Source organism: Bradyrhizobium sp. CIR48 (assembly GCF_014198315.1).
Lineage (GTDB): Bacteria > Pseudomonadota > Alphaproteobacteria > Rhizobiales > Xanthobacteraceae > Bradyrhizobium.
On the sequence record NZ_JACIHG010000001.1, the window covers coordinates 897,608 to 922,629 of the forward strand.

19 protein-coding genes are annotated in these 25,022 nt (G+C 65.5%); 9 read left to right on the forward strand and 10 right to left on the reverse strand.

Going from position 1 to position 25,022, the window contains the following annotated elements:
* The first annotated feature begins 86 nt into the window (after positions 1–86).
* The 3 genes from GGD66_RS04400 to GGD66_RS04410 all read left to right on the forward strand — a co-directional run bounded on the left by GGD66_RS04400 (position 87) and on the right by GGD66_RS04410 (position 3,442).
* Positions 87–1,244, forward strand: coding sequence for a tetratricopeptide repeat protein (locus tag GGD66_RS04400; protein WP_183256961.1), 1,158 nt, complete (start codon positions 87–89; stop codon positions 1,242–1,244).
* A 96-nt stretch (positions 1,245–1,340) separates the two neighbouring features.
* Positions 1,341–1,982 (forward strand): membrane protein, encoded by a 642-nt coding sequence (locus GGD66_RS04405; protein WP_026201946.1) that lies wholly within the window; start codon positions 1,341–1,343, stop codon positions 1,980–1,982.
* A 269-nt stretch (positions 1,983–2,251) separates the two neighbouring features.
* Positions 2,252–3,442 (forward strand): acetylornithine transaminase, encoded by a 1,191-nt coding sequence (locus GGD66_RS04410; protein WP_183256962.1) that lies wholly within the window; start codon positions 2,252–2,254, stop codon positions 3,440–3,442.
* 166 nt (positions 3,443–3,608) lie between these two features.
* Here GGD66_RS04410 and GGD66_RS04415 read toward each other — a convergent pair whose 3' ends face one another.
* The 3 genes from GGD66_RS04415 to pcsA form a co-directional block, all read right to left on the reverse strand.
* Positions 3,609–4,583, reverse strand: coding sequence for a quinone oxidoreductase (locus GGD66_RS04415; protein ID WP_018317978.1), 975 nt, complete (start codon positions 4,581–4,583; stop codon positions 3,609–3,611).
* 74 nt (positions 4,584–4,657) lie between these two features.
* Positions 4,658–5,392, reverse strand: a complete 735-nt coding sequence (locus tag GGD66_RS04420) for a TerC family protein (protein WP_018317977.1) — start codon at positions 5,390–5,392, stop codon at positions 4,658–4,660.
* Positions 5,389–6,156, reverse strand: coding sequence for a phosphatidylcholine synthase (pcsA, locus tag GGD66_RS04425; protein WP_026201945.1), 768 nt, complete (start codon positions 6,154–6,156; stop codon positions 5,389–5,391). The genes GGD66_RS04420 and pcsA overlap by 4 nt, the downstream gene beginning before the upstream one ends.
* 86 nt (positions 6,157–6,242) lie before the next feature.
* Here pcsA and GGD66_RS04430 point away from each other — a divergent pair, with 86 nt between their 5' ends.
* Entirely contained in the window at positions 6,243–7,427 is a 1,185-nt protein-coding gene (locus GGD66_RS04430; protein ID WP_183256963.1) for a UbiH/UbiF family hydroxylase, read from the forward strand.
* Between the two features lie 237 nt (positions 7,428–7,664).
* Here GGD66_RS04430 and GGD66_RS04435 read toward each other — a convergent pair whose 3' ends face one another.
* A complete protein-coding gene (locus tag GGD66_RS04435; RefSeq protein ID WP_183256964.1) occupies positions 7,665–8,618 on the reverse strand; it encodes an AEC family transporter in 954 nt (317 codons plus the stop codon).
* 106 nt (positions 8,619–8,724) lie between these two features.
* On the opposite strand from GGD66_RS04435, the gene hspQ reads away from it, so the two are divergent.
* Positions 8,725–9,057, forward strand: a complete 333-nt coding sequence (gene hspQ / locus GGD66_RS04440; protein WP_018317973.1) for a heat shock protein HspQ — start codon at positions 8,725–8,727, stop codon at positions 9,055–9,057.
* Between the two features lie 74 nt (positions 9,058–9,131).
* Here the strand turns inward: hspQ and GGD66_RS04445 are convergent, their stop codons facing one another.
* Entirely contained in the window at positions 9,132–9,950 is an 819-nt protein-coding gene (locus GGD66_RS04445) for an invasion associated locus B family protein (RefSeq protein WP_018317972.1), read from the reverse strand.
* Positions 9,951–10,211: 261 nt separating this feature from the next.
* On the opposite strand from GGD66_RS04445, the gene GGD66_RS04450 reads away from it, so the two are divergent.
* The 3 genes from GGD66_RS04450 (at position 10,212) to GGD66_RS04460 (ending at position 14,872) form a co-directional block, all read left to right on the forward strand.
* Positions 10,212–12,056, forward strand: coding sequence for an extracellular solute-binding protein (locus tag GGD66_RS04450; RefSeq protein ID WP_183257150.1), 1,845 nt, complete (start codon positions 10,212–10,214; stop codon positions 12,054–12,056).
* A gap of 4 nt (positions 12,057–12,060) precedes the next feature.
* On the forward strand, positions 12,061–13,563 hold the full coding sequence (locus tag GGD66_RS04455) for a class I adenylate-forming enzyme family protein (protein WP_183256965.1): 1,503 nt from the start codon (positions 12,061–12,063) through the stop codon (positions 13,561–13,563).
* Positions 13,564–13,648: 85 nt separating this feature from the next.
* Positions 13,649–14,872 (forward strand): GGDEF domain-containing protein, encoded by a 1,224-nt coding sequence (locus GGD66_RS04460; RefSeq protein ID WP_179736666.1) that lies wholly within the window; start codon positions 13,649–13,651, stop codon positions 14,870–14,872.
* Positions 14,873–14,985: 113 nt separating this feature from the next.
* On the opposite strand, the gene mfd is transcribed toward GGD66_RS04460, so the two are convergent.
* Together mfd and GGD66_RS04470 are read right to left on the reverse strand one after the other, a co-directional pair.
* Positions 14,986–18,504: a transcription-repair coupling factor gene (gene mfd, locus GGD66_RS04465; RefSeq protein WP_183256966.1), complete on the reverse strand. Its 3,519-nt coding sequence runs from the start codon at positions 18,502–18,504 to the stop codon at positions 14,986–14,988.
* Positions 18,501–18,791 (reverse strand): succinate dehydrogenase assembly factor 2, encoded by a 291-nt coding sequence (locus tag GGD66_RS04470; protein ID WP_092257992.1) that lies wholly within the window; start codon positions 18,789–18,791, stop codon positions 18,501–18,503. The genes mfd and GGD66_RS04470 overlap by 4 nt, the downstream gene beginning before the upstream one ends.
* Positions 18,792–18,976: 185 nt before the next feature.
* Between GGD66_RS04470 and recG the strand changes: the two genes are divergently transcribed.
* A complete protein-coding gene (gene recG, locus GGD66_RS04475; RefSeq protein WP_183256967.1) occupies positions 18,977–21,085 on the forward strand; it encodes an ATP-dependent DNA helicase RecG in 2,109 nt (702 codons plus the stop codon).
* A 112-nt stretch (positions 21,086–21,197) separates the two neighbouring features.
* Here the strand turns inward: recG and GGD66_RS04480 are convergent, their stop codons facing one another.
* The 3 genes from GGD66_RS04480 to glmS all read right to left on the reverse strand — a co-directional run bounded on the left by GGD66_RS04480 (position 21,198) and on the right by glmS (position 24,842).
* Positions 21,198–22,055 carry an NAD(P)-dependent oxidoreductase gene (locus GGD66_RS04480; RefSeq protein WP_183256968.1) on the reverse strand — a complete coding sequence of 286 codons (858 nt, stop codon included), beginning with the start codon at positions 22,053–22,055 and terminating at the stop codon, positions 21,198–21,200.
* 105 nt (positions 22,056–22,160) lie between these two features.
* On the reverse strand, positions 22,161–22,931 hold the full coding sequence (locus GGD66_RS04485; RefSeq protein ID WP_018317964.1) for a DUF502 domain-containing protein: 771 nt from the start codon (positions 22,929–22,931) through the stop codon (positions 22,161–22,163).
* An 84-nt stretch (positions 22,932–23,015) separates the two neighbouring features.
* Positions 23,016–24,842: a glutamine--fructose-6-phosphate transaminase (isomerizing) gene (glmS, locus tag GGD66_RS04490; protein ID WP_183256969.1), complete on the reverse strand. Its 1,827-nt coding sequence runs from the start codon at positions 24,840–24,842 to the stop codon at positions 23,016–23,018.
* Positions 24,843–25,022 lie beyond the last annotated feature (180 nt).

Sequence of the window (25,022 nt, forward strand, 5' to 3'; positions counted from 1 at the left end):
CGCCCGAATTGCTTCCGGTTCGAACCAAGTCGCGTCCTTCGATCACAAACGCGCTAGAGGCGCAATGGTTTCGATGCGGTACGCAAATGGAATACGACGAAACATCAGGAATTTGGTTCAAGCTGGCGACCATTGGCATGGCGATGGCCCTGCTCGCGCTGTCCACCCCCGCTACGGCGCGATCCCCCTCAGCCGCACAGCTGCGCCAATGGTGTTACGAGGACGACGACATGGGCCACGAGGAACGGCGCATCGAGGGCTGCTCGGCCGTGCTCAAGGCCAATCCCAACGATGTGCATGCGCTCGCCAATCGCGGCGAGATGCTTCGGCGCAAGGGCGACGCCGCGCGTGCGCTGGTGGACTTCAACCGTGCGATCGAGCTCAATCCTGGGCATTCCGACCTCTGGTACAACAGGGGAATTGCCCATGACGATCTCGGCGAGAAAGATCACGCCATTGCCGACTACACGCGTGCCATCCGGCTGAACGCCCGCGACCCGCTCTACTACAACAACCGGGGCAACTCCCACATTCACAACAAGGCGTACGAGCGCGCGATGGCCGACTACGATCAGGCCATCAAGCTCGATCCGAATTTCGCGCTCGCCTATTTCAATCGCGGCACCGCCTTCAGCAACCACGGCGACGACGCGAGCGCACTTGCGGACTTCGATCTGTCGATCAAGCTCAACCCGAACTACGGGCCGGCCTACGGCAACCGCGCCCGCGTCTATCGCGACCGCGGCGACCGTCCCCGAGCGCTGGCCGATTTCGCCAAATCGATCGATCTCAGTCCGAACAACGACCGCGACTTCTATGCGCGCGCGAACATGTATTTCGATACGCACGACTACACGCTGGCGCTCGACGATTACGACCGCTCCATTAGAGCGAATGCGAGCCGTGCGGACGTGTTCAATTCGCGATGCTTCACCCGCGCGATCGTCGGCCGCCTGCAGGAGGCGCTGGCCGATTGCGAGCAGTCGCTGAAGATGGCTCCCAACGATGCCGACACGCTGGACAGCCGCGCCCTCGCCCATCTGAAGCTCGGCAACCTCGACGGGGCGATTGCCGATTACGATGCCGCGCTGAGCATCAAGCCGAGGCTCGACGGCTCGCTCTACGGCCGCGGATTGGCGAAGCGCAAGAAGGGTGACGGTGAAGGCGCCGAGCGCGACATCGCGGCCGCAAAGGCAATCAATGCCGACATCGCCGATGTATTCTCGCATTACGGCGTCGAGTAACCGTCACGCAGGAATGTGACACTATAGTGCATTCACGCAGAGGTCACGGACTCGTCCTAGTTCTGCCGCGCCTTTCAACGCGAGCGAGGAATAAGAATGAGCCGTCTCTCGAACATGCTGCGCAGGCAGCGCTTCGACGATTACCGCTTCTACCACCAGAGCACCGTCAACCAGACCCTGCATCTCGTCAGCGCCGTGATCTTTCTCGGCTGCTACGCCTTGCTGTTCAAGGACGCAGCGCTCGCGGGCATCGTCGGCTGGCTTGCGATGCTGACGCGGCAGACCGGGCATTTCTTCTTCGAGCCGAACGGCTATGATACCGTCAACGACGTCAGCAACGACTACAAGGAAGCGGTCAAGGTCGGCTACAACCAGACCCGCAAGATCATCCTGCTGCTGGTGTGGGGCAGCGCACCGGTTGCGCTGTACGCGTTCCCTTCCCTGTTCGGGCTGTTCGATCCGCCCGCCACGCGTCTCGATTTCGTCCGTCACGTCGGCACGCTCTGGCTCGCGATCGGCGTCAGTGGCGGTCTTGCCCGCATGCTCCAGCTCTTCGCCACGCGTGACGTCACGACCGGCCTCGTCTGGGTGTTCAAGGTGCTGACCGACCCCTTCCACAACATCGCTCTGTACTGGAATTCGCCGCTCAAGCTGCTGCGCGGTGAGCTGATCGACACCGCGATCGCGGACGCGGATTGGGGCGATGAAGAGGCCGTCGAGGCCGCGCACCCGACGTGACGATGCACGCTCGGCGAGCATCCTGCAAAAAGCCTGCTTGACAAGCCCTGCTATTCGGCTGTACGGACGCGCCCCATGATCAATTTCCGGACCCAACTGCGCACCGAAATGCTCCGTCGTCGCTCCCGCGACGATGAGAGGGTGCGCCATGTCCGACGACGCCGCTGAACCGCTGAATTCAGCTGAAGTTTTCGAGAAGGCCGCACCCGCAAGGTGCGGCCTTTCTGCTTTTTGCGCCCGTTTTCCACCCGCCTCCAGAGGAGTTCGACATGACCACGCATCCGTACGACGCGCTGATGGACATCACCGCACGGCCCAAGGCCGTGTTCGTCCGCGGCGCGGGCTCCTACCTCTGGGACGACGACCGCAAACGCTATCTCGATTTCGTGCAGGGCTGGGCCGTCAACTGCCTCGGCCACTCCCCGCCCGCGGTTGCCGACGCGCTTTCCGCACAGGCCAGTCGGCTGCTGACGCCGAGCCCGGCCTTCTACAACGAGCCGAGCCTCAAGCTGGCGCAAGCGCTGGTCGCGAACAGCGCCTTCGACCAGGTGTTCTTTGCCAATTCCGGCGCGGAAGCCAACGAGGGTGCGATCAAGCTCGCGCGCAAATATGGCAGCCTGCACAAAGGCGGCGCGTTCGAGATCATCAGCTTCGAAGGCGGCTTTCACGGCCGAACGCTGGCGACGATGTCGGCCTCGGGCAAGAAGGCGTTCGAGCCGCTGTTCGAGCCGAAAGTATCGGGCTTCAAGAAGGCGAAGCTGAACGACATCGCCTCGGTCGAGAAACTGATCAACGACAACACCGTCGCGGTGATGCTCGAGCCCATCCAGGGTGAATCAGGCGTCTGGCCGGCGACCGATGCGTTCCTTCAGCAGCTACGCGCGCTGACCGATGCGCACGGCCTGCTGCTCATTTTCGACGAGATCCAGACCGGCATGGGCCGGACCGGAAAACTCTTCCACTACGAGCACACCGGGATCGCGCCCGACATCATGACGCTCGGCAAGGGTATCGGCGGCGGCGTACCGCTCGCTGCCCTGCTCGCGACCGAACGCGCCTCGTGCTTCGAGCACGGCGACCAGGGCGGCACGTTCAACGGCAACCCGATCATGTGCGCGGCGGGGCTCGCCGTGCTCGAGGAGGTCAGCAAGCCGGATTTCCTGAAGCAGGTCGCCGAGACTGGCCTCTTGCTCGAGAGCGAGCTGCAGAAGGTCTCGGCCCGGCACGGCCTCGGCGGTGTGCGGGGACGCGGGCTGCTGCTCGCGCTCGACCTCAAGCTGCCGATCGCTCCCGGAATCGTCGCGCAGGCGTTCGAGGAAGGCGTGCTTCTCAACGCGCCGCAACTCGACACGCTGCGCTTCATGCCGGCGCTGAACGTCGCAAAGGCAGAGATCGCCGAGATGATCGATTGTCTCGATGGGATCTTGACCAAGGCCGGCGCGGCACGGCGCGTGGCGTAGCAACTGTCTCGTTCTCCTGGAGGCAGTGCCGTAGGGTGGGCAAAGCGAAGCGTGCCCACCACTCAGAAAGGGTGGGCACGGCGCTTCGCACCTTTGCCCACCCTACGAGAGCAGCATCCGCGGAGACAGTTCTGGATTTCTTCGCTTCGCCCGCAATGACGGGAACCTACGGCTTCAAAATCGAAGCGCCCGTGGTCTTGCGGCTTTCGAGATCGATATGCGCCTTCGCGGCATCCTTCAGCGCGTAGGCGTGGTTGATCGGCACGTGCAGCTTGCCGTTGATCACGGCGGCGAACAGCGTGTCGGCGCCTTCGAGCAGCTCCTTGCGCGTGCCGACGTAATCGTTGAGCTTCGGCCGCGTCGCAAACAGCGAGCCGTGATTGTTGAGCTCGGCGATCGCGAACGGCGGCACCGGCCCGGAGGCGTTGCCGAAGGAGACGAACATGCCGCGCGGCTTCAGGCACGACAGCGAGCCCGGGAAGGTCGCCTTGCCGACGCCGTCATAGACGACGTCGCAGCCCTCGTTGCGGCTGATCTGCTTGACGCGCGCGACGAAGTCTTCCTCGTTGTAGAGGATGACGTGATCGCAGCCATTGGCCTCGGCGAGCTCGGCCTTCTCGCGCGAGCCGACCGTGCCGATGACGTGGGCCCCGAGCGCCCTCGCCCATTGGCAGGCCAAAAGGCCGATGCCGCCGGCGGCGGCATGGACCAGCACGCGGTGATGCGGCTCGACCTTGAAGGTCTTGTGCAGGAGATACCACACCGTCAGGCCCTTGAGCATCAGCACGGCGCCCTGCTCGTGGGTGATGTGATCGGGCAGCTTGACCAGCTTCTCCCAGGGAATGTTGCGCTCGCCGGTATAGGCTCCGAGATTGTGGTAGTAGGCGACGCGATCGCCGGGATGGAAATGCGTCACGCCAGGCCCGACGGCTATGACCTCGCCCGAGGCCTCGTTGCCGGCAATGAAGGGCAGCCCCGGCGCCTTGTAGAGACCGGTTCGGTAATAGACGTCGATGAAGTTCAGGCCGACCGCATGCTGGCGGATGCGCACCTCGCCGGGGCCGGGCGCCGGGACATCGACGCTCTCATAGACCAGGGCTTCTGGGCCCCCGACCTTGTGCACACGGACCGCTTTGGTCATCACCTGACCTCCTCTTCTCAAAGGCCACCGAAAGACATCGCGCCCGCCTTGTCAACTCGATGTAGCTGGAACGCCTAAACCGACGGCGTGCTGGTCTTCCTGCGATTGCGCTTGGCCAGCACGTTGAAGAATTCAACGGCCGCCGAGAACGCAATTGCAAAATAGATGTAGCCCCGCGGAATATGGAATTGGAATCCGTCCGCGACCAGCGCGACGCCGATCAGCACGAGGAACGCCAGCGCCAGCATTTTCGTGGTCGGATGCTCCGCGACGAAGCGCGACACCGGGCCCGACGAAATGTACATGATCAGGCAGGCGATCACGACCGCCGCGATCATGATCTCGACGTCCTGGGCCATGCCGATCGCGGTGATGATCGAATCCAGCGAGAACACGATGTCGATGACGATGATCTGGATGATCACCCAGAAGAAGGCGCTGCCGCCGGATTTCTGATCGCCCTCGCCGTCATCGGCCTCGACCTCGGCGTGGATCTCGTGCGTCGCCTTCGCGATCAGGAACAGGCCGCCGCCGATCAGGATGAGGTCGCGCCAGGAGAAGTCCGAACCCTTGAATGAAAAGACCGGCGCGGTCAGGCCGATCAGCCAGACCAGGACGCTGAGCAGCATGATGCGGAAGACCAGCGCGAGAGCGAGCCCGATCTTGCGGGCGCGATCGGCCTGCTGCTGGGGGATGCGCGAGACGATCACCGACAGGAAGATGACGTTGTCGATGCCGAGCACGATCTCGAGCGCAGTCAGGGTGAGCAGCGCGGCCCAGGCTTCCGGGCTGGTCAACAGATGCATCATGCGAAGGATCTTACCAGTCGTATCAACGCATCGCTGAAGCTGATCCAGAGCGCGATCGCGCAGAGTGCGACGGTGACGCCGGCGCCGACGCGGAAATCCATCTCCAGCACGTAGAGGGCGAGCAGCGCCCAGATCGCGATCAGCGACATCGTCAGCCAGCGCAGCCGCACGACGCGGACCGGATGGAGCACGTGAAACGGCACGAAGGTCAGCACGACGAGCGCTGCCACCAGCAGCGTCGACCACAGCGGCGGCCAGTGCAGCAGGAACAGATAGAACGCCGCCGCATTCCACAGCGCCGGGAAGCCGCGGAAATGATTGTCGTCCGCCTTCATGCGCAGATCGGCGAAATATAGTGCGCTGGTGACGATGATGGCGACGCCGAGCAAGGGCGCCGCGACCGGCAGCAGCAGGCCGCTGGCGACGATCGCGTAGGCCGGCACGAAGACATAGGTGACGAAGTCGACCACGAGATCGAGCACGTCGCCCGACCAGTTCGGCTGCACGTTCTTGACGTCGAGCCGGCGCGCGATCGGCCCGTCGACCGCGTCGATGATCAGGGCGACGCCCAGCCATTGAAACATCGCCGCCCAGTGCTCGCGCACGGCCTCCAGCATCGCCAATAGCGCGATCGCCGCGCCGAACGCGGTGAAGATGTGCACCGAAAAGGCCGCGGCGCGGATCGCCGGTTTCGGCTTCAGGGAATCCTGCTGGGTATCCATGGCTTCTGCTATCAGAATGAGGCCGGTTTGCACATCCGCCATTGCGGCGCCCGGTCGCACGATCCGTCAGAAAATCAGGCGGAATCAGCGGGCTTGAATTTGCCGCCGGGCGTGTCATTTGTCGTTCCATGACAGACGCATCGACACTCCATGACGCCGCCGTGATCGGCGGTGGACCGGCCGGACTTGCCGCAGCGATCGCGCTGGCGCAGGCGGGTGCCCGGACCGCACTGGTGGCGCGGCGCATTCCCTATGCCGACAACCGCACCACCGCGCTGCTCGGCGCCTCCGTCGAACTGCTGGAGACGCTCGACGTCTGGTCCCGCTGCAAGGATAAGGCCGCCGCGCTGGAGGTCATGCGCCTCGTCGACGACACCGGCCGGCTGTTCCGCGCGCCGGAGGTCCGGTTCTCCTGTCACGAAATCGCGCTCGACGCCTTCGGCTACAACATCGACAACCGCTCGCTGATGCTGGCGCTGGAAGCGCGTGCGGCTGAGCTGCCCAATCTCGTCCGTTTCGACGACGAGGCTGAAAGCGTCGTCATCGAAGCCGACGACGTCGCGGTCCGCACGGCCTCCGCGCAATTTCTCTCGGCCCGCCTGGTGGTCGGCGCCGACGGCCGGCATTCGCTGTGCCGGGAAGCTGCCGGCATCGCGGTGACGCGGCGCGAGCTGACGCAGACGGCGCTGACCTTCAACGTTGGTCACACGCGGCCGCATCGCAATGTCTCGACCGAGTTCCACACGCCGCATGGCCCTTGCGTGTTCGTGCCCCTGCCCGGCGACCGCTCCAGCATCGTCTGGGTCTCGGCGCCTGCGGAGGCCGAACGGCTCCGCGGCCTCAGCGATGCCGAGCTGTCGGCCGCGATCGAGAAGCAGTCGCATTCCATCCTCGGGCGCATGACCGTCGAGCCCGGGCGCAACCTGTTCCCCCTCGCGATCGAACGTCCAAAATCCTTCGGCCGCGACCGCATTGCGCTGGTCGGCGAAGCAGCCCATGTGGTTCCGCCGATCGGTGCCCAGGGCCTCAATCTCGGCCTGCGCGATGCCGCCGACATTGCCAGGCTCGCGGGCGAGGTCATCGCAGGCGGCCAGGATCCCGGCTCGGCCGACCTGCTCAAGCGCTACGACCGCGCGCGGCGTCCGGACGTTTTGAGCCGCACCTTTGCGATCGACATCGCCAACCGCTCGCTGCTCAACGACTTCCTGCCGCTTCAGCCGGTCCGCGCCGTCGGCATGCACCTGCTCGGCGCCATCGGCCCGCTCCGGCGATTTGCGATGCGCGAAGGCCTGACGCCGACCTGGCGAAGGTAGTTTCTCAGGCGCGATAGCGCGCGATGAATTGGATTAAGTTCGATCGAGCCGCGGGCTCGGTGCAACCTCTCCCGCTTGCGGGGGAGGTCGGCGCGAAGCGCCGGGTGGGGGCTCTCTCCTTTTAGGGATTTTCTCTGCAGACTTCAGACAATCCTAATCTGGAGATACCCCCTCCCCAACCCTCCCCCGCAAGCGAGAGAGGGGGCGCACCGTTCGTACCGCGAGCAGTTCTGGCTCTCACGGAAACACCAGCCGTCCGCTCTGAAGCAGCCACATCACGCTGGTCAGCGTGACCACGGATGCAAAGGTCCCGAGCAGCACCGCGACGGAGGCGGATTCGATCCAGGCATCGTTCTGCCGGGCGATCACGAACACGTTCAGCGCCGGCGGCAGCGAGGCCATCAGCACGGCGGTCGCAGCCCAGGGCTGCGCGAACGGACCGAACGCCAGCATCAGGCCGAACGCCGCCAGCGGATGGATCAGGAGCTTGACCGCGATCACGCCCGGCACTTCCCACGGCACCCGGTCGAACGGACGCAGCGCCACGGTCACGCCGAGCACGAACAGAGCGGTCGGCGCGGCGGCGTTCTGGAGGAAGGTGATGGTGCGGTCGAGCGCGACCGGCATCTCGATATGCAGCGCCGCTACCGCGGCACCGAAGCAGGCCGACATGATCAGCGGGTTGAGCACGATCTGCTTCAGCACGACGCCGAAGGCATGCACGATCGAGGGATGGTCGCGGTCGGAGAGCTCGATCAGGAGCGGCACGATCGTGAACAGGAAGATGCTGTCGCAGCAGAAGATCAGCGCGGTCGGCGCCGCAGCCTTGGTCCCGAGCACAGCGAGCGCCAGGCCAGGACCCATATAGCCGATATTGCCGTAGCCGCCGGAGAGACCTGCGAGCGTCGCCTCGCGCAATGTCAGCCGTCCCAGAACCTTGCCGACCACCAGCGCCAGGGTGAATGCCGCAACCGTCGACAGCGTGGTCGCGACCAGGAACGGCGGGTTGTTCAATTCCGCAAACGGCGTCTTCGACATGATCGCAAACAGCAGCGCCGGCAGCGACACGTAGAGCAGGAAGAAGTTCATCCAGGCGAGGCCCGATTCCGGCAGAGACTTGGCCTTGCCGCAGGAAAAACCGACGAAGATCAAACCGAAATAAGGTAGCGCCAGATTGAGGATATCGACCATCGGTGAAGTATTTTCTGAAGACTTGGGGGCTATCTGCCCCTGAAGTGAACGTTAATTCCAGATGAGGCCACTAGCATCGGCCACAATCCTGGTCTATCGACGGGGAATGATTAAAGCGCGGACCGCCAAATTCCAGATCGGACAGGTCGTACGCCACCGGATCTTCTCGTTCCGGGGCGTGATCTTCGACATCGATCCGGAATTCAACAACACCGAGGAGTGGTGGCTGTCGATCCCCGAGGAGGTGCGGCCCCACAAGGACCAGCCGTTCTACCACCTGCTCGCGGAGAACGCGGAATCCGAATACGTCGCCTACGTGTCCGAGCAGAACCTGTTGCCGGACGAATCCGGCGAGCCGATCCGGCACTCGCAGGTGGCCGAGATCTTCATCAAGAACAAGGATGGCGGCTACCGCCCGCGCAATCCCTCGCTGAACTGAATTTCACTGGCAGACGGCTAGCAAAAAAGGCGCTCGTGAGAGCGCCTTTTTCATGTCCAGGACCCTGGTCCCGATTACTTCTGGCCGGCCGGAGCGGCCCCTGGGGCAGCACCGCTCTGCTCGAGCTTCTTGCGCTGCTCATCAGCCTTCTTCTGAAGCTCTTCCTGGAGCTTCTTCTGATTTTCCTCGAACACCTTCGGATCGGTCGGCGGACCGTCATAGGCCTTCTGGAATTCGCCGGCGAGCGGCAACGGCAGGGTCAGCGGCGCGCCGTTGGCATTGATCGCCTGGACAACGAGATTCTGGCCCTTCTTCATGCTGTTGATGAGCTCGGGCGTCGCCTCGTAATCGGACATGCAGCCGTTCTGGAAGCAGATCACATAGGGCTGCTGCAGCGGCGCGTTGCTGTCGACGATGATGCGGGTGCCGTGCACGAGCTGCATCCCGAGCGGCAGCGTCACGCGCAGGATCTTCTTGGGCTCGCCTTCCGGCTCGATGATGACGGCGGCGATGACCGGCTGGCCCGATTCGATGCGGCCGTCCTTGCCGGTGAAGCAGACCTGCTTGGCGTTGGCGTCCTGGCCCTTCAGGCAGAACTTGGTCCAGGGGGCGTAGATCAGCTGGATCTGCTGATCCGCCGGCTGAGCCGCGCCCTGCTGCGCCGGAGCGCCTGCAGCGGGGGCCTGCTGGGCGGGGGCCTGAGCGGCCGGTGCCGGAGCCTTCGGGGCGGCCTTGGGAGGCGCTTTCGGGGCCGGAGTCGCCTTGGGCGCACCGGGGGCCGGCGCCGGGGTCTGGGCCTCGGCGGCAAACGGAACGGCCAACGCCGTCGCCGTCAACAGGGCGAGAAGTCGCCCACGCGGCCGGACGGACGCGGCCAAGTAACGGAAATTCATTGCGGAAAACCCTTTCTGAACGGGAAGCGCCCGAACCGCTCCGAAGCGCCGAACCAAGCCGCCTTGGGCGCGGCTCTCTTCCCGTCAATTGAGGCAGATAAGTGACGGGCTCGGCGCTCTTGCGCGATTGCCCGCCTTCTTAACGTGGCCGACGAAAAGATCAATGCCGACAACCGTCTTTGGCCACATCCGCGGCTGCACCCGGTGAAATTCCCTGTGATAGGATTCGAGGCTAGCCGGTCCTCGAATCAACGTGTGCCGATGTTCAAGTTCCAGCGCCTTTTCGAGGGCCCCGGTCTCCGCCTTTGCGTCCTTGGCTCTATGCTCGCGGTCGGGCTGTCCGCTGGCGGCGCGCGGGCCGAGGAAGCCCACGCCATCGCCATGCACGGCAAGCCGGCCATGCCGGCCGATTTCACCCACATGCCCTATGCCAATCCCGATGCCCCCAAAGGCGGCCGCTTGACCTGGGGTGTTCTCGGAACCTTCGACAGCCTCAATCCCTTCATCGTGAGGGGATTGGCCGTGCAGCAGATGCGGAGCTACGTGGTCGAGAGCCTGCTCGCGCGCGGCAATGACGAACCGTTCACGCTCTATGGCCTGCTCGCCAGGAGCGTCGAAACCGACGACGAGCGAAGCTTCATCACGTTCCACCTCGATCCGCGCGCCCGTTTCTCCGACGGCAAGCAGGTCACGGCCGAAGACGTGCTGTTCTCCTGGCAGCTGCTGCGCGATCATGGCCGTCCCAACCATCGGCAGTACTACGCCAAAGTCGCCAAGGCCGAGGCGACCGATTCCCTCACCGTCCGCTTCGACCTCGCAGGCGCCAACGACCGCGAGCTGCCGCTGATCCTCGGCCTGATGCCGATCCTGTCGAAGCAAGCGGTCGACGTCGCGACCTTCGAGGAGACGACGCTGACGAGCCCGATTGGCTCCGGACCCTATCGCGTCACGGCCGTGAAGCCCGGCGCCAGCGTGACGCTGACGCGCAATCCCGACTATTGGGGCCGCGACCTTGCCGTCAACCGCGGGCTCTACAATTTCGACGAGATCCGGCTCGACTATTTTCGCGAGGCCAACGGCCAGTTCGAAGCCTTCAAGCGCGGCCTCTATGATTTCCGCGTCGAGCACGAGCCGCTGCGCTGGCATGACGGCTACGATTTTCCGGCCGCCAAAAGCGGCGAAATGATCCGCGACACCGTCAAGCCGGGTCTGCCGCAACCTTCCGAATTCCTGGTGTTCAACACCCGCCGTCCGATCTTCGCCGACATCCGCGTGCGCCAGGCGCTGACGCTTCTGTTCGATTTCGAGCTGGTCAACCGCAACTACTTTTTCGGACTTTATTCGCGCGTGGCCGGCTATTTCGCCGGCTCGGACCTGTCGGCCTATGGCCGGCCTGCAGACGCGCGCGAGCGCGAGCTGCTCAAACCCTTCGCCGCGCAAATTCGGCCCGACATCATGGACGGCAGCTACCGTCTGCCGGTGACCGACGGATCGGGACGCGATCGCACCACGCTGCGCGCGGCGCTGAAGCTGCTGTCGGACGCCGGCTACGAGCTCGACGGCACGGTGCTGCGCAACCGCGCGACCAAGGCGCCCTTCACCTTCGAGATCCTGGTCACGACCCGCGATCAGGAGCGTATCGCGCTCGCGTTCCAGCGCGACCTCAAGCGCGCCGGCATCGAGCCGAGCGTGCGAACCGTCGATCCCGTGCAGTTCGACCAGCGCCGGCTCGCTTACGAATTCGACATGATCCAGAACCGCTGGGACCAGTCGCTGTCGCCCGGCAACGAGCAATATTTCTATTGGGGCAGCGCTGCCGCGGACAATCCGGGGACGCGCAACTACATGGGCGCCAGGGATGGCGCGGTCGATGCCATGATCGCCGCCCTGCTCGAGGCCCGTGAACATACGGATTTCGTCTCGTCGGTGCGGGCGCTCGACCGCGCCCTGATCGCGGGCTTCTACACAATCCCCCTGTTTAACGTATCCGAGCAATGGATCGCGCGCTGGAATCGGATAGAACGGTTCAAGGCCACCTCACTCTCAGGCTATCTGCCGGAGACCTGGTGGTCGAAGGGGCAGCCGCAAGCTCATCAAGCAAAGTGACGCCGTGAACCAGCCAGCAATATCGCCGACGCTCGACACGTTGTTTCAGCGCACGCTGATGCGGCAGCCGCACGCTCCCGCCCTGCTCGACCCGCTCAACAAGGCCCGCGTGACCGGGCATCAGCCGCGGCGGATGACCTACGCCGAGGCAGACACGGCCATCGAGGCGCTGTCGGCCTATTTCGTCGAATCGGGCCTGCCGGCCAATTCCGTCATCGCCATCCAGCTGCCCAATACGGTCGAGTTCGTGCTGACGGTGCTCGCCGCCCATCGCGCCGGCCTCGTCGTCGCCGTGCTGCCGCTGCTCTGGCGGCACGCGGAACTCACCGCCGCGCTCAACCGCACCGCGGCGCGCGCCATCGTCACCATGAGCACGGTCGACGGCGTCAGCTATGCCGATCTGGCGATGCATGCGGCCGCCGAAGCCTTCTCGATCCGTCACGTCTGCGGCTTCGGCACCGATCTGCCCGAAGGCATGGCTTCGCTCGACGACGTGTTGGCCCGCCCGCCGGGCACCACGCGCGCCGTGATCCAGGACGGCCGCAAGGCGGCGATGATCTCCTTCGACGTCACCGCAGAAGGCTTTCGCCCGGTACCGCGACCGCATTTCAGCGTGATCGCCGGTGGCCTTGCGATGTCGCTGGAAGCCGACATCCGGCAGGGCGCGACCGTGATGGCGGCATTCACACCGATGTCGTTCGCAGGGCTCGCCTCCTCGCTTGCTGTGTGGCTGCTCTCCGGCGGCGCGCTGGCGCTGCATCATCCGTTCGAGAATGATGTGCTGGAGCAGCAGATCAACGAGCACGAATGCGAGGTGCTGATCGCGCCGGCGCAGCTTGCCTTGCGGCTCGGCGATGCCGATCTGGCGGCGCGGATGCCGACCTTGCGCAACGTCGTCGGCCTGTGGCGCGCGCCCGAGCAGGTGGCGGCGAGCGATGCCTGGATCGCGCCACATGCCCCGCTGACCGACGTCTACCTGTTCGGCGAGGCCGGGCTGTTCGGCGCCCGCCGCGGCGAGGACGGCATGCCGGTTGCGGTGATGCCCGGGCCGCATGGCGCTCCGCGTGAGCAATCCGGCTCGTCCATTGCCGGCGAGATCCTGCTGACGCCGAAGGGGACGCTCGGCCTGCGCGGCGCGATGGTGCCGATCGCGGCCTATGCCCCGCCGCAGCCCGTCGGCGACACGCTGATCGCGCAGCCGCCGCGAGACTATGTCGACACCGGCTATGCCGCCCGGCTCGACCGTCCGAGCGGCGCAATCTGCATCACCGCGCCCCCCTCCGGTATCATGGCCGTCGGCGGCTACCGCTTCCTCTCCAACGACCTCCAGGAATGGGCACGCCGGCTCGGCCAGGGCGCCCTGCTCACCGCGCTGCCCGATCGGCTGTCCGGCCACCGGCTGGCCGGACGCGCCCAGGACAATACCCGGGCCCGCGAGGCGCTCAGCGAGCTCGGGCTTAACCCCCTGATGGTCGAAGCTTTTCGCGACCGTTCCGGCCCGGTCTAGCCGCAGTTTCGCCTGGTGCGTTGACGCTGCATTAAGGCGGCCAAACTAGATTGCGGGGCATCTGTCGCGTGATCAGAGTTTGCGAATGTCCCAGGCGGGCCCGATCCTGTTTGTGTCCAATGCCGAGCGGCCGCCCTTCATTGCGGCGCTGGACGAGGCCCGGCTCTTTCCCGTCGTCGACACCGACTGGGCCAGCGCAGCGCGGGCGGTCGAGCAGGTCCAGCCGGCCGCGGTTCTCGCCCAGATGTCCGGCGGTCACGAGCCGCATATTGCGCCGCTCGCCAAGAAGATCGCCGACCAGCCGCTTTACCTTCCCTTCGTGGCCCTCGATGCGATGGGCATGCTGCCTCACAACGCCCTGCCGTTCTCCTCGCGCGGCGGCAATTCCGACCGCCTGATCGCCCGGCTTCGCGCCGCTTTGCGCGTGCGCACCCTGCACGCCACGGTGCTGCGCCGGCTGCCGGAAGTGAAGGTCGCGCTGCCGGAGGGCGATCCGGCCCGCGATGCCACCGTGCTCCTGATCGGCCGCGGCTCGGCCTATCCCGCGCTCTCTGTCGCACTCGGCGAACGCGCCGGCGTGGTCGGCGCGCTCTCGATCGAGGCCGCCGCGAAACACCTCAACACCCGCGACCTCGACGGCGTCGTGCTCGCCGAAGGTTTTACCGCGCGCGTCACCGACGCCTTTCTCACGGTGCTCGCCGAGGACACCCGCTTCCGCAGCCTGCCCGTCGTCGTCACCGCGCACCAGCTGACGCAGACTTACGACCTGCCCAATCTCGAGCTGATCCCGGGCGAGCCGGCGAAGGTCGCGGCCAATGCACTGCCGCTGATCCGCCAGCATGCGATGGAAGCACAATTGAGCCGCACGCTGCGCTCGATCGATGCCGGCGGCTGGCTCGATCCGCGCAGCGGCCTGCTGACGGTCGAAGCCTTCGCCCGCGATTTCGCCAAGGCGGTCGAGCAGACGCTGGCCCGCGGCGGCGGTCTCTCCGTCGCACGCTTCGCCTTCGACCCCGGCAATTCCCGCGCCCAGCTCGATGCCGCCCGCATCCTCAGCCGTCTGATGCGGCAGATGGATTTCGGCGCTGCGCAGAAGGACGGCTCGGTCATCGTCGTGTTCGCGGAAACCGACTTCCGCACCGCCCACATGATCGCCCGCCGCCTCTCGGCGGTGATGCGGCACACCTCCAACGGCAAGCACGAGATGCGCAGCGAGCCCGTCGTCAGCGTGGATTCGCTGTCGCCGTCGGATACGGCAAGGTCGTTGCTGGGGCGGCTGTCCGCGGATGCGTCGCGGGCGGCGTCGTAATTACAACCTCGCTGCCGTAGGGTGGGCAAAGCGAAGCGTGCCCACGATATCCCTCGTCTTTGAAAGATGGTGGGCACGCTTCGCTTTGCCCACCCCACGATATCTCGCCTGGCCTACGCCGCCTTCTTGCTCTCCGCGAGCTGCGCCAGCTGCCGCATGATCTCCGTCGTCCCCACGAGACGCTCTTCCGGCGTCTCCCAGTCCTGCAGGAACACCACCTTCATGTCGGGCCGCACCTTGGCGGCCTGGCCGTAGCTGCGGATGAACGACACCAGGCGGTCGGGATAGGCGAAGGAATTGTCGCGGAAGGCGATGACGGCACCCTTCGGGCCGGCGTCGATCTTGCCGACATTGGCGCGGCGGCAGAACGCCTTGATCGCGGCGACCTTGAAGAGGTAGCGCACCTCGTCCGGCAGCACGCCGAAGCGATCGCGCATCTCCGCGCCAAAATTCTCGATCTCCTCCTCGGTGTCGAGATCGGCCAGACGCCGGTACAGCGACAGCCGCACCGCGAGATCGCCGACGTAATCCTCCGGAATGAGCACGGGCATGCCGATGGTGATCGACGGCGACCAGCGGTCGGCGGCGGGCTCAGAGACGCCGGCCTTGAGGTTGACGATCGCCTCCTCCAGCATCGACTGATAGAGCTCGAAGCCGACCTCCTTGATGTGGCCCGACTGCTCCTCGCCGAGCAGATTGCCGGCGCCGCGAATGTCGAGGTCGTGCGAGGCAAGCTGGAAGCCGGCCCCCAGCGTCTCCAGCGATTGCAGCACCGTGAGCCGGCGCTCGGCCTGCGCCGTGATCTTCTGCTGCGCCGGCAGTGTGAACAGCGCATAGGCGCGCAGCTTGGAACGGCCGACGCGGCCGCGCAGCTGATAGAGCTGGGCAAGGCCGAACATGTCGGCGCGATGCACGATCAGCGTGTTGGCGTTGGGAATGTCGAGGCCGGACTCGACGATCGTGGTGGACAGCAGGATGTCGAACTTGCCGTCGTAGAACGCGGTCATGATGTCCTCGATCACCGCGGGCGGCATCTGGCCGTGCGCGACCGCGACCTTCATCTCCGGCACGTTCTTGTCGAGGAAGTCCTTGACCTCGGCGAGGTCGTCGATGCGCGGCACCACGTAGAACGCCTGCCCGCCGCGATAGCGCTCACGCAGCAGCGCCTCGCGGATCATCAGCGGATCATGCGGGGCGACGAAGGTGCGCACCGCGAGGCGATCGACCGGGGGCGAGGCAATGATCGAGAGCTCGCGAACGCCGGTCAGCGCCAGTTGCAGCGTGCGCGGGATCGGCGTCGCCGACAGCGTCAGCACGTGCACCTCGGAGCGCAGCGCCTTCAGCCGCTCCTTGTGAGTGACGCCAAAATGCTGCTCCTCGTCGACGATGACGAGGCCGAGGTCGCGGAACTTGATGGCCTTGCCGAGCAACGCGTGGGTGCCGACGACAATGTCGACCGAACCGTCGGCGATGCCCTTCTTGACCAGATTGAGCTCCTTGGTCGCGACCAGGCGCGAGGCCTGCGCCACGTTGACCGGAAAGCCCTTGAAGCGCTCGGTGAAGGTCTTTGCGTGCTGGCGCGCCAGCAGTGTGGTCGGCACCACGACGGCGACCTGCTTGCCTTCGAGGGCCACGGCAAAGGCCGCGCGCAACGCCACCTCGGTCTTGCCGAAGCCGACGTCGCCGCAGATCAGCCGGTCCATGGGACGGCCAAGTTCGAGATCCTTCAGCGTGGATTCGATCGCGCCTAGCTGGTCCTCGGTCTCGTCATAGGGGAAGCGCGCGCAAAACTCGTCATAGAGGCCCTGCTGCACCGGCAGCTTGGGCGCTTCGTGCAGATGGCGCGCGGCGGCGATCTTGATCAGCTCGCCCGCGATCTCGCGGATGCGGTTCTTGAGCTTGGCCTTGCGGGTCTGCCAGCCACCGCCACCGAGGCGATCGAGCTCGACCGTGGTCTGGTCCGAGCCGTAGCGTGACAATAGCTCGATGTTCTCGACCGGCAGGAACAGTTTTGTTTCGGCGGCATAATGCAGCTCGAGACAGTCATGCGGCGCACCCGCGACATCGAGGGTCTGGAGGCCGATGAAACGGCCGATGCCGTGATCGACGTGGACGACGATGTCGCCCGCGGCAAGGCTCGTCACCTCCGAGATGAAATTGTCGAGCTTGCGGCTGGCCTTGCGCGGCCGCACCAGGCGATCGCCAAGGATGTCCTGCTCGCTGATGAGCGCGATCTCGTCGGTCTCGAAGCCGCTTTCGAGGCCGAGCACGGCGAGCATGGTCTCGTTGCGCGGGGTCGCCTGCACCGTTCGCCAGGAGTTGACGCTGGTGGTGTGGGCCAACTTGTGGTCGCGCAACATCGAATTCATGCGGTCGCGCGAGCCTTCGCTCCAGAGCGCGATCACGACCTTCTTGCGCTGGGCGTGCAGCGCCATGACATGGCTGACCACGGATTCGAACACGTTGACCGTCGTGTCGTTGCGCTCCGGCGCGAAATCGCGGCCCTTGCGGGCACCGGCGTCGACGACACTGGTCCCGTCAGCCGGAACCGAGAACTGCGTCAGCCGCAGCAGCGGCATGTCGCTCTCGCGCTGGGTCCATTCCTCGCCGGTCAGATAAAGCCGGTCTGGCGGCAGCGGCTTGTAAATGGCGCCGCCGCCAGGATGCTCCATGGCGTCGCGGCGGGCCTCGTAATAGTCCTGGATCTGCTTGAAGCGCTCGCGGACGGCGTCCTCGGCCTGCGGCTCGATCGCGATGGGCGCGCCTTGCAGATAGTCGAACAGCGTGTCCATCCGATCCTGGAACAGCGGCAGCCAGTGCTCCATGCCGGGATGGCGGCGGCCCTCGCTGACTGCCTCATACAGCGCATCGTCGCGTTCGGGCGCGCCGAACTCGGCGACATAGCCCATGCGGAATCGGCGGATGGTGTCGGTGACGAGCTGGAATTCCGAGATCGGCACCAGGTCGAGCGAGCGCATGTCGAGCAGCGTGCGCTGGGTCTCGGCGTCGAAGGAGCGGATCGATTCCAGGCTGTCGCCGAAGAAGTCGAAGCGGACAGGCTGATCGAGGCCGGCCGGAAACAGATCGAGGATGCCGCCGCGCACGGCGTATTCACCGGGCTCGCGCACGGTCGAGGAGCGGTTGTAACCGTTGTGCTCGAGCCAGGCGACGATAGTGTCCATCGGCACCACGTTGCCGGGAGCAACCGACAGTGCCTGCGCCGCGACGAGCTCGCGCGCGGGCACGCGCTGCACCACCGCGTTCACCGTGGTCAGCACGATCAGCGGCTTGTCGCTGCCGGTGAGCGAGGCCAGCCGTGCCAGCGTGGTCAGGCGTTGTGCCAAGATGCCGCCATGCGGCGAGACGCGATCATAGGGCTGGCAGTCCCAGGCCGGGAAAGTCAGCACCGGCAGATCGGGCGCGAAGAATTGCAGCGCGCGTTCGAGCTGCTGCATGCGCGGGCCGTCCCGGCAGACCACGGCAAGGCTGACGGCCGGCTTCTTCGGCCGCGCCGCGATGGCGCGGGCGAGATCGGAGACGACAAGGCCTTCGGCGCCTTCCGCGACATTGGCGAGCGTCAGCACACGGCCGGGCGCAAGCAGCTCGGCCGGAGATTTCATTGCCTGCTTCATGCGTCGCGGTCCGCGATCGGATAGGCCTTGATGCGGGCAAACAGCGCGCCGGTGACATCGGCCGGCAGCACCTTGTCACCGGTGATGGCAGCATAGAGATCGGGATCGTTGACCTCGAGCAGCGTCTCGAGCTCATCGAGCTCGGCGTCGGACAGATTGCCGATCTCGGCATCCGCGAAGCGGCCGAGGATCAGGTCCATCTCGCGCGTGCCGCGGTGCCAGCAGCGGAACAAAAGCCGCTTGCGGCGGTCGTCCAGCCCGCTGCTCGATCGTGTCGTTCCCGTCATGTCTCAAATCCAGTCAAACGCAGAAAGCCCGGACGTGCCGGGCGGGGCTGATATAGCCATTCGGGGTGGCCGTGTCAGCCCTCGATTTGGCAAGCCTGCCGCCCGGGTTGCGGCCGCGAAAAAAGCCGTGGATGCCCGGCATAAAGCCGGGCATGACGGGCCGAAACGATCCTAGATTCGCATCCATGCGCCCCAGCCTGCTCAATCCACTGTTTGCCCCCGTGACCAGCCTGCCCGGCGTCGGTCCGAAGCAGGACAAGCTGCTGCAGTATTTGCTCAGCCGCAATGAGACGCCGCGGCTGGTCGATCTGCTCCTGCACCTACCCAGCCAGGTGATCGACCGCCGGGCGCGGCCAAAAATCCGCGACGCGGCGGTCGGAACCATGGTGACGCTGGAGGTCACCGTCGACCGTCACCGCCCGCCTCCGCCGCGCAACGCGCGCGCGCCCTATCTCGTCTATGCCAGCGACGACACCGGCGACGTCGTGCTGACCTTCTTCCGCGCCAAGCCCGGCTATGTCGAAAAACTGCTGCCAATGGGGGAGAAGCGCTACGTCTCCGGCACGCTGCAGATGTATGAAGGCATCCCGCAGATCGTGCACCCCGACCGCGTGCTGGACGAGGAGGCGATCACAAAGCTTTCCGGCATCGATCCGGTCTATCCGCTGACGGAGGGCCTGGCGCTCGGCTCGCTCCGCCGCGCGATCGCGCAGGCGCTGCAGAAGCTGCCTTCGTTGCCGGAATGGATCAGCCCGGAGGTGACGCGCCGCTGCAGTTTCCCGCCGATCTCTGAAGCGCTCAACCGCGTGCATCAGCCGGTCGAGCTGACGGACATCCTGCCCGACCAGCCGTTCTGGTCGCGCCTTGCCTTTGACGAGCTCCTGGCCGGCCAGCTCGCGCTCGCCCTGATCCGCGCGCAACTCCGCCGCCCGGCCGGCGTCCGCAACGCCGGTGACGGTCACCTGCGCAACAAGATCATCGACGCCCTGCCCTATGCGCTGACGCCCTCTCAGCGCAGCGCAGCGGCCGCGATCGCGGAGGACCTGCAACAGCCGGTGCGCATGCTGCGTCTGTTGCAGGGCGACGTCGGCTCCGGCAAGACCGTGGTCGCGCTTCTCGCGGCCGCAGCCGTCGCCGAAGTGGGAAAGCAGGCGGCGCTGATGGCCCCGACCGAAATTCTGGCGCGGCAGCACATCAAGACCATCGCGCCGCTCGCCGAGCGCGCGGGCATGCGGGTCGCGATCCTCACCGGCCGTGAAAAGGGCAAGGAGCGGCGCGAGCTGCTGGCGCAGCTCGAAGCCGGCGAGATCGACCTCGTCGTCGGCACCCACGCCCTGATCCAGGACGACGTGATCTTCCACGATCTCGCCCTCGCCATCGTCGACGAGCAGCACCGCTTCGGCGTGCGCGAACGCCTCGCGCTCACGTCCAAGGGCGAAGCGGTCGACGTGCTGGTGCTGAGCGCGACGCCGATCCCGCGCACGCTGGTGCTGACCTATTTCGGCGACATGGACATTTCCGAGCTGCGCGAAAAGCCGGCCGGCCGCCAGCCGATCGAAACCCGCACCATATCGATCAGCCGCCTCGCCGAAGTCACTGACAGCATCGGCCGCGCGCTGCAGGCCGGCAAGCTGGTTTACTGGATTTGCCCGCTGGTCGAGGAGTCCGAGGCCGAAGGCACCGAGCATCTCACCAACGCGACCAAACGTTTCGAGAGCCTGCAGAAGCGGTTCGGCGACCGCGTCGGCCTCGTCCACGGCCAGATGAAGGGCACCGAGAAGGACCGCGTGATGGGCCAGTTTGCCGCCCACGAGATCGGCTTGCTGGTCGCGACCACCGTGGTCGAGGTCGGCGTCGACGTGCCGGCGGCGACCATCATGGTGATCGAGAATGCCGAGCGTTTTGGCCTTGCCCAGCTGCACCAGCTGCGCGGCCGCATCGGGCGCGGCTCGGAGGCCTCGACCTGCCTGCTGCTCTACTCCGAGCCGCTCGGCGAGATGTCGAAGGCACGCCTGAAGGTGATCCGCGAGACCACCGACGGTTTTCGCATCGCCGAGGAAGACCTCAAGCTGCGCGGCGAAGGCGACGTGCTGGGCGTGCGCCAGAGCGGCCTGCCCGGCTACCGCATCGCGCGCTCGGAGGTCCACGGCCAGCTCATCACCCAGGCCAGAGACGAGGCGCTGCGCATCCTCAAGGACGATCCAAAGCTGAAGGGCGAGCGCGGCGAAGCTCTGCGCTGCCTCTTGTATCTGTATGAGCGCGACGAGGCGATCCCGCTGATTGGGGCGGGTTGAGGTTCAGGCGCGACGTCTCCTCCTCGTCATTGCGAGCGCAGCGAAGCAATGACGCATGGACACTCAGACCCGCGCACTTCGACCAAACTGCCGGAGCGATGGTGCGGGGCCACTAGGCCTTCTTCCGCGCGATCCCCGCGGCAAACGCCTTCATCAGCGCCGCATCCGCCGCCTCGCCGCTTGCATCCTTTGCAAGATGCTCGAACCATCTGGCAAAGCCTTCATAAATCTGGCTCGCCGGATGATCCGGGCCGAGGAAACCGGAAATCTCACGCATCTCGGCGACCCAGCGATAGGCCTTGGGGATCATGTCAGACAGGGCGACGTCGAGCCGCGCCAGGATCGCCGGCTGGCTCAGCGCCAGTTCGTTCCGCAACGCGTCCGCAGCGCCCGCTTTCGTCGCCGCGACCACCATGGCCGAGCCGATGCCGGCGAGGCCCTTGACGATGCCGGCGTAGGACATCTTTAGAGCCGACGCCGCGCCGACCGGGCCCTCGACGATTCGCACATCGAGGCCAAAATCCTTCAGCACCGCGACGTCCTTCGCGTGCTCGCCGCACACATAAAAGGCCGGGCTCTTGCCGCCCGGCTGCGGCGGAAAACCGATGATGCCGCCATCGACGAACGGCGCCTGCGCCGAGCCGATGATCTCCTCAATTCTCTGCACGGTATCGACGTTGACGGCGTTGCAATCGACCACGATTGGCTTCTTGTCGCGCCTGACGATCAGCGCGGCCAGCCGTTCAGCCAGCGCGACGGCTTCGCCCGGCGGCACGATCGAAAGGATGATGTCGGCGCCCGCAATTTGATTGTCATCGGCACCGACCATGCCGGCTTCCGCCGCGCGTTTCCGCGTCGCCTCGCTCCGCCCGTCCAAAGACGTCAGCACGCGCGCGCCATGCTCGACGAGGCGGCGGGCGACGGCGCCGCCCATGGCGCCGGGTGCGAGAATCGCAATGGTCTTGGACATCATGTACTCCAGATCGAATTCCGAGCGAGGCGCTCAGGCGAACCGGAGACTATCAGAGGATGCGAACGCGCGCGTGACCGACGGCCATCCCGCAGCGGAATGGCCCTACTCCACCTTCGCAGGCTCGGGCTGAAGCGCGGACGCGTTGGCGATGCGCGCGGCATTCGCCATGCCCGCGAGTGCTGCAGCCTTTTTCGGATCGGGTGCCGAGCCCGGCTGCACCACGCCTGCCGACATGATCAGCGTCGCCGCGTCCTCGGCGGTGAGGTCGACCTCGATGATCTTGCTCTTCGGGACATAGAAGAAGAAGCCGGTGGTCGGGTTCGGCGAGCACGGCAGGAACACCGAGACGTGCTCCTCCTGCCCCGGCAGGTTGCGCGCGATGTCCTCGTTCGGCGATTGCGAGATCAGTACGATCGACCACATGCCCGGCGAGGGAAACTCGACCAGTCCGACCTTGCGGAAGCTCGAGCCCTTGCCCGAGAACAGCGTCTCGAACACTTGTTTCAGGCCGCGATAGATGGCGCGCACCGCCGGGATCCGGCCGAGGAACGTTTCGCCGACATCGACCAGTGTCCGGCCGATCAGATTGGCTGCGAGGAAACCGACCAGCGTCAGCGTGAAAAATGCGACAACCAGTCCCCAGCCGGGAACGACATACGGCAGATAGGTTTCCGGCCGATAGGCCAGCGGCACGAACGGCCGCACCACGCCGTCGACCCAGGTGACGAACCACCAGACCAGATACAGGGTGATGGCGATCGGCCCCGTCACCACGAGGCCAGTCAGAAAATAGTTGCGGAAGCGGCCCATCAGGCCGGTATGCGGTTCCGGGAGTGGATCAAGAGGCGCAGGCGCGTCGTCGCGGGGGGTCATTCGGGTTCCAGGTCGGTCGCAGCACACAAGCTAGGGTCTTCTAGCAGGTTTTGGAAGACCGCGACCGCCTGATATCCCTTCCGCCTATTCCACGGTCACCGATTTCGCGAGATTGCGAGGCTGGTCGACGTCGGTCCCCATGACGACAGCCGTATGATAGGCGAGCAGCTGGACGGGAACGGCATAGACCATCGGAGTGAAGGCCGCCGCCATGTCGGGCATGACGATGGTGACGAGGGACTCGACGGTCGCCTCTTCCGCACCCTTCGCGTCCGTCATCAGGATGATGTTGCCGCCGCGGGCGGCGACCTCCTGCATGTTTGACACCGTCTTTTCGAACACCCGGTCGTGCGGCGCGATGACGACGACAGGCATGGTCTCGTCGATCAGCGCGATCGGCCCGTGCTTGAGTTCGCCGGCGGCATAGCCTTCGGCGTGGATGTAGGAGATCTCCTTCAGCTTCAGCGCGCCTTCGAGCGCGAGCGGGAAGCTGGTGCCCCGGCCGAGATAGAGCACATCGCGGGACTTGGCGATCCGGTGCGCGAGCTTCTCGATCTGCAGCTCGGTGGTGAGCGCATCCGCCATCAGGCGCGGGACCTCGACGAGGCCATGGACCAGCTTGGTCTCGTCCTCATCGGACAATTCGCCTCTGGCCTTGCCGGCCGCGATCGCAAGGTTTGCCAGCACCATGAGCTGGCAGGTAAAGGCCTTGGTCGAGGCGACGCCGATCTCGGGGCCCGCGAGCGTCTGCAGCACGGTCTCGCTCTCGCGCGCGATCGTCGAGGTCGGAACGTTGACGACGGCGACCGTGTGCACGCCCTCGGCCTTGGCATAGCGCAGTGCCGCAAGCGTGTCGGCGGTCTCGCCCGACTGAGAGATGAAGATGGCGAGATCGCCCTTGCGCAAGGGCGCCTCGCGGTAGCGGAATTCGGAGGCGACATCGACCTCGACCGGCACGCGCGCAAAGCGCTCGAACCAGTATTTTGCGACGTAGCCGGCATAGCTCGCAGTGCCGCACGCCGTAATGTTGATGCGCTGGATGTTCTTGAAGTTGAACGGCAGCTTGACCGGCAGCGCGACACGTTCGGTCGCCATGTCGACGTATCGCGCCAGCGTATGGCCGACCACTTCCGGCTGCTCGTGGATCTCCTTCGCCATGAAGTGGCGATAGTTCGCCTTGTCGACCAGCGAGGTCGAGGCGGCATGCTTGATCTTGTCGCGCTGGACGGCATTGCCGTCCTTGTCGAAAATCGACGCGCTCTTGCGGGTCAGCACCACCCAGTCGCCGTCCTCGAGATAGCTGATCGTGTCGGTGAACGGGCCGAGCGCGATGGCATCCGAGCCGAGATACATCTCGCCGTCGCCATAGCCGATCGCCAGCGGTGGCCCGTTGCGGGCGCCGATCATCAGGTCGCCGTCGCCGGCGAAGATGAAACCGAGCGCGAAGGCGCCGCGGAGCCGCCCCAGTGCCAGCTTGACGGCTTCGACTGGCTTGTTGCCGCGCGTGAGCAAATCGTCGACCAGATGCAGCACGATCTCGGTGTCGGTCTCGGTGTGGAACACCGTGCCCTTTTTCTCGAGCTCCTCGCGCAGCTCGCGGAAATTCTCGATGATGCCGTTGTGGACCACGGCGACGCGATCGGTCGCGTGCGGATGGGCGTTGTTGACGGTGGGCTTGCCGTGGGTGGCCCAGCGGGTGTGGCCGATGCCGGTGGTGCCCAGGAGCGGCTCGGCTTCCAGCCGCTTCTCCAGGTTCTTCAGCTTGCCCTCGGCGCGCCGGCGCTCGAGGTGCTTGCCTTCGAGCGTGGCGACGCCCGCCGAGTCATAGCCGCGATATTCAAGACGTTTGAGCGAATCCACCAGCTGCTCTGCAACCGGCTCGCGCCCGAGAATGCCGACAATCCCGCACATGCGGATCACTATCCCCCAAATCGTCGAAAAATCGCCTAAACGACGCGCTCGGTTTTTAGCGAAAATCCCAGGGAACCATATACTCAATATTTATTGCGGATTGAGACAGCATGGACCGCAACCTGAGCTTCGCCTGCGTCGAATTGGCCGGCCTTAGACCGCGCACGTTAACTTGTTGTC